8 protein-coding genes are annotated in these 6,493 nt (G+C 42.0%); 5 read left to right on the top strand and 3 right to left on the bottom strand.

What is annotated here, in order from left to right; all coding sequences use genetic code 11:
- Window positions 1–244 precede the first annotated feature (244 nt).
- Together IQ234_RS19270 and IQ234_RS19265 are read right to left on the bottom strand one after the other, a co-directional pair.
- Entirely contained in the window at window positions 245–562 is a 318-nt protein-coding gene (locus tag IQ234_RS19270) for a hypothetical protein (protein WP_045358181.1), read from the bottom strand.
- Between the two features lie 242 nt (window positions 563–804).
- Window positions 805–1,365, bottom strand: a complete 561-nt coding sequence (locus IQ234_RS19265) for a 5-formyltetrahydrofolate cyclo-ligase (RefSeq protein ID WP_002786160.1) — start codon at window positions 1,363–1,365, stop codon at window positions 805–807.
- 197 nt (window positions 1,366–1,562) lie between these two features.
- Between IQ234_RS19265 and grxC the strand changes: the two genes are divergently transcribed.
- Together grxC and tadA are read left to right on the top strand one after the other, a co-directional pair.
- Window positions 1,563–1,880 carry a glutaredoxin 3 gene (grxC, locus tag IQ234_RS19260; protein ID WP_002780215.1) on the top strand — a complete coding sequence of 106 codons (318 nt, stop codon included), beginning with the start codon at window positions 1,563–1,565 and terminating at the stop codon, window positions 1,878–1,880.
- Window positions 1,865–2,359, top strand: coding sequence for a tRNA adenosine(34) deaminase TadA (tadA, locus tag IQ234_RS19255; protein ID WP_193958261.1), 495 nt, complete (start codon window positions 1,865–1,867; stop codon window positions 2,357–2,359). Before grxC ends, tadA begins: the two co-directional genes overlap by 16 nt.
- A 167-nt stretch (window positions 2,360–2,526) precedes the next feature.
- Here the strand turns inward: tadA and IQ234_RS19250 are convergent, their stop codons facing one another.
- Window positions 2,527–3,297 (bottom strand): segregation/condensation protein A, encoded by a 771-nt coding sequence (locus IQ234_RS19250; RefSeq protein WP_193958260.1) that lies wholly within the window; start codon window positions 3,295–3,297, stop codon window positions 2,527–2,529.
- A gap of 51 nt (window positions 3,298–3,348) precedes the next feature.
- On the opposite strand from IQ234_RS19250, the gene pdxH reads away from it, so the two are divergent.
- The 3 genes from pdxH to IQ234_RS19235 form a co-directional block, all read left to right on the top strand.
- Window positions 3,349–3,993 carry a pyridoxamine 5'-phosphate oxidase gene (pdxH, locus tag IQ234_RS19245; RefSeq protein ID WP_193958259.1) on the top strand — a complete coding sequence of 215 codons (645 nt, stop codon included), beginning with the start codon at window positions 3,349–3,351 and terminating at the stop codon, window positions 3,991–3,993.
- Between the two features lie 233 nt (window positions 3,994–4,226).
- A complete protein-coding gene (locus IQ234_RS19240; RefSeq protein WP_193958258.1) occupies window positions 4,227–4,529 on the top strand; it encodes a trypco2 family protein in 303 nt (100 codons plus the stop codon).
- A 118-nt stretch (window positions 4,530–4,647) separates the two neighbouring features.
- On the top strand, window positions 4,648–6,493 hold a 1,846-nt coding region (locus IQ234_RS19235), incomplete at its 3' end, for an NB-ARC domain-containing protein (RefSeq protein WP_193958257.1).

Here is a 6,493-nt window from a genome sequence, read left to right as displayed (position 1 = left end):
AGTGGGGGGAGAGGGAAGTGGGGAGAGGGAAGTGGGGAGAATAAATAAAAATAATCTCCTGACTCCTAAATACTGACTCCTGAAGGCTAAAAAGCCGATGAATCTACTTTCTTAAATTATCGCCCGATTTTAACCTGTTTCGTTGAACAGATCGATCGTCCCTGTCCAGAAAAACGCGGCAAAGGGGAAGACTTTCGGAAAAATCTCCCCCTGTTTAGGTTTTTGCTGCTCAATTTTTGCTGGGTTAATATTCTACTTCCAATCGCGCTGCGGTGACAGCATCAAAAGCGAAAGCGAGAACTATAGGCATAGGACAAGCGAGGATGACACAGAGAATTAAAGCTGTTACAGTCAATCCGATCGCCATTCCTAACCAAAGTTTTTCGGCAGGAGATAGACCTTTTTGGCGCTTAATTTTTTGTAACACTTTGGTGGGAATTGGTTCTGGCATCACGGCATTGGGAGGGAATGCCCAATAATTACTGTAGCGTTCGAGAAATAGCTCTGTCCAGCCGTTTTCTTGACACCATTCTTGAATCCATGGTTCGTGAAAGTGTTTCATTGCTTCCCTGTTGACTTTTTCCGGTGATTACTTTAAACATCTCTTGATGCGAACTTCATCCTAGCAAAGCTATCTTAAGGGTCGATCGGATTCAATAAAACTTAATATATGAGTAGTCGGTGAAAAGTAAAGTTAACGGTGAGGTAAGGAGTCAGGAGACAGGAGACAGGAGACAGGAGATAGGAGACTCCGAGACAGGGATCAGCTTGGGGATTGGGTGTGAGGGAATAGGGAAATAATTGTTAAAAAATTTCGGTTCTCGATTCGGTACAGATTGCCTGTAATTTTTGGTCCCAAGTATCGAGGGGAAGGGTATCGAGATAGGCAAAGTCAAAGACAATCCCGATCGAGGGGATAGCTTGCCATTCGGGGGAATGTAGGAGACGATCAAAATAACCTCCCCCGTAACCTAAGCGATAACCTTGGCGATCGCAAGCGACGGCGGGAATTAACAGTAAGTCCACTTCGGCAGGTAAAATGAGAGGGGCGATCGCTGTTGGTTCATAGATGCCATAACGATTTAATTCTAGGGGATCGTCGGCAGTCCAACAGTGCCAAGTCAGGCTATCTCCGTCACAACGGGGAAAACCCCAGCGATGGTGTTGACAAAATAAGGAACTTAAATCCGGCTCTTGACGATAACTGAAGTAAGCGAGAATGGTTTTAGCGTGCTGAAAGAGGGGTAAAGATTGTAAATTTTTGCAAAGTTGCTGACTATTTTCTTGCCAAATATGCTTAGGAAGCGATCGTCTTTGGGCAATTAGTTGTTTGCGTAATTGGGCTTTTTTGGTAGCAGAATCCATAAAATAAAGATAAATAGGAGAGTAAGTAGCTGGTTATAATTAAATTGAAGATGGATCCCCCCTTAATCCCCCCTTGATAAGGGGGGTGTCGATCCCCCCTTACCCCCTTGATAAGGGGGGTGTCGATCCCCCCTTAATCCCCCCTTGATAAGGGGGGCATCTGACAGTTTTTAACACCTAACTACTTAGTAAGAACGATGCTAAATCTATTTAACTCGCTTTTTGGGCGTTATAACGAGAATATCAAGGCCAATGTAGAAATTTACACTTGGGCAACTTGTCCCTACTGTATTCGTGCTAAATGGTTGCTGGGTTGGAAAGGGGTAAAATACACCGAATACAAAATTGATGGGGATGAAAGCGCTCGTCAAGCCATGGCGGAACGTGCCAAGGGTAAACGCAGTGTACCACAGATTTTTATTAATAATGAACATATCGGTGGTTGTGATGATTTGTATGCTTTGGATGGTGAGAAAAAATTAGATAATTTACTGGCTAAATGTGGGACTATCTAAAGTCTATTGACGAAAAAGCTTATGGGAAACATCGGCAATGGATGCAGTTAGCTTTAAATTTAGCGGCAACTGCGGGGGACAGGGGTGATGTACCAGTGGGAGCGGTTATCGTGGATAAAGAGGGACATTTAATCGCTCAAGGGGCTAATTGCAAGGAAAAACACCATGATCCCACCGCTCACGCTGAAATTCTGGCGATTCGTGCCGCTAGTCAAGTGTTAGGCAATTGGCACTTAAATGATTGTACCCTCTACGTCACCCTCGAACCCTGTCCCATGTGTGCCGGGGCAATCATTCAGGCTAGATTAGGATTATTAGTGTACGGTGCTGACGATCCCAAAACAGGAGTTATCCGCACTGTGGCTAATTTTATTGATAGTCCTTTTTCTAACCATCGTTTACCGGTAATCGCGGGAATTTTAGCTAAGGAATCCGGGGAATTATTACAAACATGGTTTGAGAAAAAAAGAAATGTTTAAAGGAGTCAGGGAGATAAGCTGTTCGTAATTTAAATTAATTGTTGAGACGAGGCAAAAGGCAAAAGGCAACATTAAAGGGATTGAGGGAGATTCAGCTAATCTAAGGATCAGAGGTTAAAATGCCTCTTAGCTTAAAACCCCACACCCCTCCCCCAGGAAAAACTTTTTCAGCCAACCCTAATTAAAGAAATAGTTAAATCTTGATAAAAATCCTCCTGTTTTAACTCCACTTTTGATTGAGAAGCCAGTAAAAGTAAAGCCCAAAAAATCGCCACCTTTTCCTGTGTTGCCGAGTGACTAGAGGGTTTTTCCCCCTGCCATAAATCTAATAAATACTCAAACTCTATCTCATTTTTCTCTAATTGAAAAAACTTTCTCTGCAAAAAAAAGTCCAGTTCCGCTGCCAATTCCGTCAGGTTTTCTTGGTGGGCCAATTCCGTGATAATTTGTACCGCTTCCCGTCGGGATTGAGGCCGGGGTTTCGGGACAACTACAGGCAGTTTCGGTAAAGCTTCAATCTCTAGGGCAATCTGTTGTAATTGAGTGATTAACTCCTGTAAAGTTACCCGTCTTTTGCGCGGTGGTGGGGCAGCAGTACGACGGCGAATATGATTTTCTAGATAACGGGGTAAAGTTCTTAATTCCCGTTCTAACTCGCTAATTTCCTCATCAATCAGACTTTCTTCTTGCTGGTCTAAAGACAATCTTTCTAGGGTATCAGCCTTAAATAAAACTAACATAGAAGCCCATAAAAAAGCCTGTCCCGATTGGGGTAAATTAGCCTGGGCCATGGCTAAATCTAGATCATTTAATAACCCCAATTCTGCCAAAAAGCGATCGATCACATCAATAACCTGCACATCCCAAGGGTCAATTTCTCCCTGTTCCGCCATTTCTAACAGAGATTCGATCGCGTCACTAGCTGAGGTGATAGTCATGATTCTAGAATCTTGTAGGATCTCAAAGGATAGAATTTAGCAAGCAAAACCATGGACATATCGATCGCTGACCTGCGTTTGGACTACAATCTTGAAGAATTGCTAGAGTCCGAAATATCTGCCGATCCTTTCATTGTATTTAAACAATGGCTAGAACGGGCAGTATCTTCGGGAAGATTAGAACCCAACGCTATGACTTTAGCCACTATTTCCCCGGAGGGCAAACCCCGGGCCCGCATGGTACTGTTAAAAGACTTCGATCCTCGCGGTTTTGTTCTCTTTACCAACTACCAAAGCGCCAAAGGACAGGAATTAATCGCTAATCCCAATGCGGCCCTAGTGTTTTGGTGGGGAGAATTGCAACGGCAAATTAGGATCGAGGGAACTGTAGAAAAAATCAGCGAGGAGGAATCGGATAATTACTTTTTTGTCCGTCCCTGGGAATCTCGTTTAGGGGCCTGGGCCTCCAATCAAAGTGAGGTGATTTCTGGGCGAGATATCCTCGAAAAACGCCTAGCAGAACTAAAAGAAGAATATGCTGGTCGTGAAGTTCCCCGTCCTCCTCATTGGGGCGGTTTTCGCCTAATTCCTAGTTTAATCGAGTTCTGGCAAGGTCGCCCCAGTCGTCTCCATGATCGTCTCTGTTATTATCGTCAAGAAGATGGCAGTTGGCAAAGGCGACGTTTAGCCCCTTAGTTTGATCTTGACACCTTGTATTGGCAAAATAGCTCGATACTAATTCAATTTGTCATTTTAGTCTTGAGATAATATTAGGTCGATTTCTTTTCCCAACCCGCGCTTCCCTTAGCGATCGGGTTGGGCTATTATGTCATTTAAGAAAGGCAACCCGTCCGCCCTAAAGTTTCAGAAAAACGATAGAATTGAAAGGGTTTTGGTTTGCATCCTTCAAAAATAACTAGAGAATTAATATGGCCATCAATAAAGTTGGACTTCGAGAAACCTTAGAAGCATTGCGGGTTGAACTGAGTAAATCTATTTTAGCCTCTGAGGGTGAGCAGATTCGCTTTGAAGTGGGTGAAATTGAATTAGAGGTTCAATTTGTGGTTGAGCAGTCGAAAGAAGGCAAAGGTGGGCTAAAATTTTGGGTAGTAGAAATGGGTGGGGGTGTCACCAATAAAGATACGATCACCCATAGAATTAAAATTCCCCTTAAACCCATTTGGAAAGATGGAAAACCTGTATTGACAGGAAGTGATGATATTCCCGATTAGAATTTTATACCCCTAGGGACGTAATGCTTGCCCCCAAAGCAGTTAATTTGTAGGATGGGTTAGCGAAGCGTAACCCATCACCATCCCAGAATAATACGTTACATCAATCCGATAAGTTATGCCCCAATTCCAACCCGATCGCGCTTTAGAAATTGTTGCCCCTAAGTATGGCACTGCCTATCGAATTGGGGGACGTTTACTCTTGACTTGTCGGCATCTATTTGATAATAGTAACGACTGTAAAGTACGATTTAGATCAGCATCAAACTATTCTGATAAGCAGGATATAGACGCTCAAGTAATTTGGAAAGCCCCCGATAATATCGATATAGCATTAGTAGAATTACCAGAAACTATCGAAACTTGTGATCCTGTAGGTTTTGGGTTGTTACCTGATGCGAGTAGCACCCAAAAAGTTAAATTTGACTTTTTGGGCTTTCCTCTATTTTTACGGTATGTTGAAGATGAGATAAAATACGCCACAGGGTTACATATTGAGGGAACTATCGATGTGGCTAATCGTGTTCCTCATAACCGTTTGTTATTAAATATTAAAGATAGTCAAGACATACAACCCACCGATGAACAATTAGAAAGATTAGGAAAAGATCAGTCACCTTGGCAAGGAACATCGGGATCAGCAATTGTTTGTTATGGGTTAGTGATTGGGGTACAATCTAAACAGCTAAGTATAGATCGTCGGGCATCTTTAGAAGCTGAATCTTTGGCAAGAGTTTATAACAATCCCGAATGGTGTGAGATATTAGAAACCCATGATATTGATCCTGAACCTAAACCCGTTATATCCGCTTCTTTAAAATCTTCTTCCTATCGCAATCAAGCTCCTCCTAAACCGAGTTATTTTGTCGAACGTCCAGAGGTTAGTATTGAGTTAAATAAACTTTTATTGTCAGAAACAACGGAAAAAACTGGAACTTTAGTTATTAGTGCGATTTATGGATTAGGAGGGATTGGTAAATCCACTTTAGCGGCGGCATTAGCACAAGAAAAAGAGGTTCAAGCTTTTTTTACTGATGGCATTTTCTGGGCAACATTAGGACAACAACCAGATATTTTATCCTTTCTTCATGGCTGGATTCAAGCTTTAGGAGATTATAATTTTAAGCCGACGGGTATTGATGCGGCATCCTTACACTTGAGGACTTTATTGGCAGATAAAAAGGCTTTATTAGTAGTAGATGATCTCTGGAATGTAGAAGATATTGATCCTTTTAGAGTAGCAGTAAATCAATGTAAATTATTAGTAACCACTAGGGAAGTTCCCGTTAAAGGGGCAATTCGTTATGATTTGGATGTGATGACGGAAAGCCAATCTTTAGCCTTATTAACGGGTTATTTAAAGCATGAATTAAATTTAGCAGATCAGAAACAAGCCAAAATATTAGCCAAAATTGTCGGTTATTTACCCTTAGCATTGGAGTTAACGGCGGCACAAATTGAAGATGGGATTCCTTGGGCTGAATTAATCGAAGATTTACGAGCAGAAATCGCTCATTTAGAAATTTTAGACCGCTTGGAAGCTGGAGATACTGCCAATGAAGAAAAACGAAAACATTATAGTTTAATTGCTTGCTTTAATCTCAGTTTAAAGCGGTTAAATGGGCAAAGATTGAGACAATTTAGCTGGTTAGGGGTGTTACCCGATGATGTTACCATTACCGAAAAGATGGCGACGACTTTATGGAATTGTCCGGTTAGAGAAGCGAGGCAAACTTTAAGATATTTACGCGGTAAGGCTTTATTATTAACGGGGGTTTCTAGTGAACAACTAACCAGTTATCGTGTCCATGATTTGTTACATGATTTAGCCCGAAATCTGATCCTAGCGTCTCCTCATCCTGAAACGGATTATCAATTACCGGGGTTAGGGTTATCAATGGCTGAGGCACATCAACAGCTTTTACAAAGGTATCAAAGACAAATTAAGATATCCCCCCTAGCCC

This window comes from Microcystis aeruginosa LEGE 91341 (genome assembly GCF_015206885.1).
GTDB classification, from domain to species: Bacteria; Cyanobacteriota; Cyanobacteriia; order Cyanobacteriales; family Microcystaceae; genus Microcystis; species Microcystis aeruginosa_H.
The sequence above is the reverse complement of the archived record's forward strand: the minus strand, read 5'-3'. Positions and strand labels throughout refer to the sequence as shown.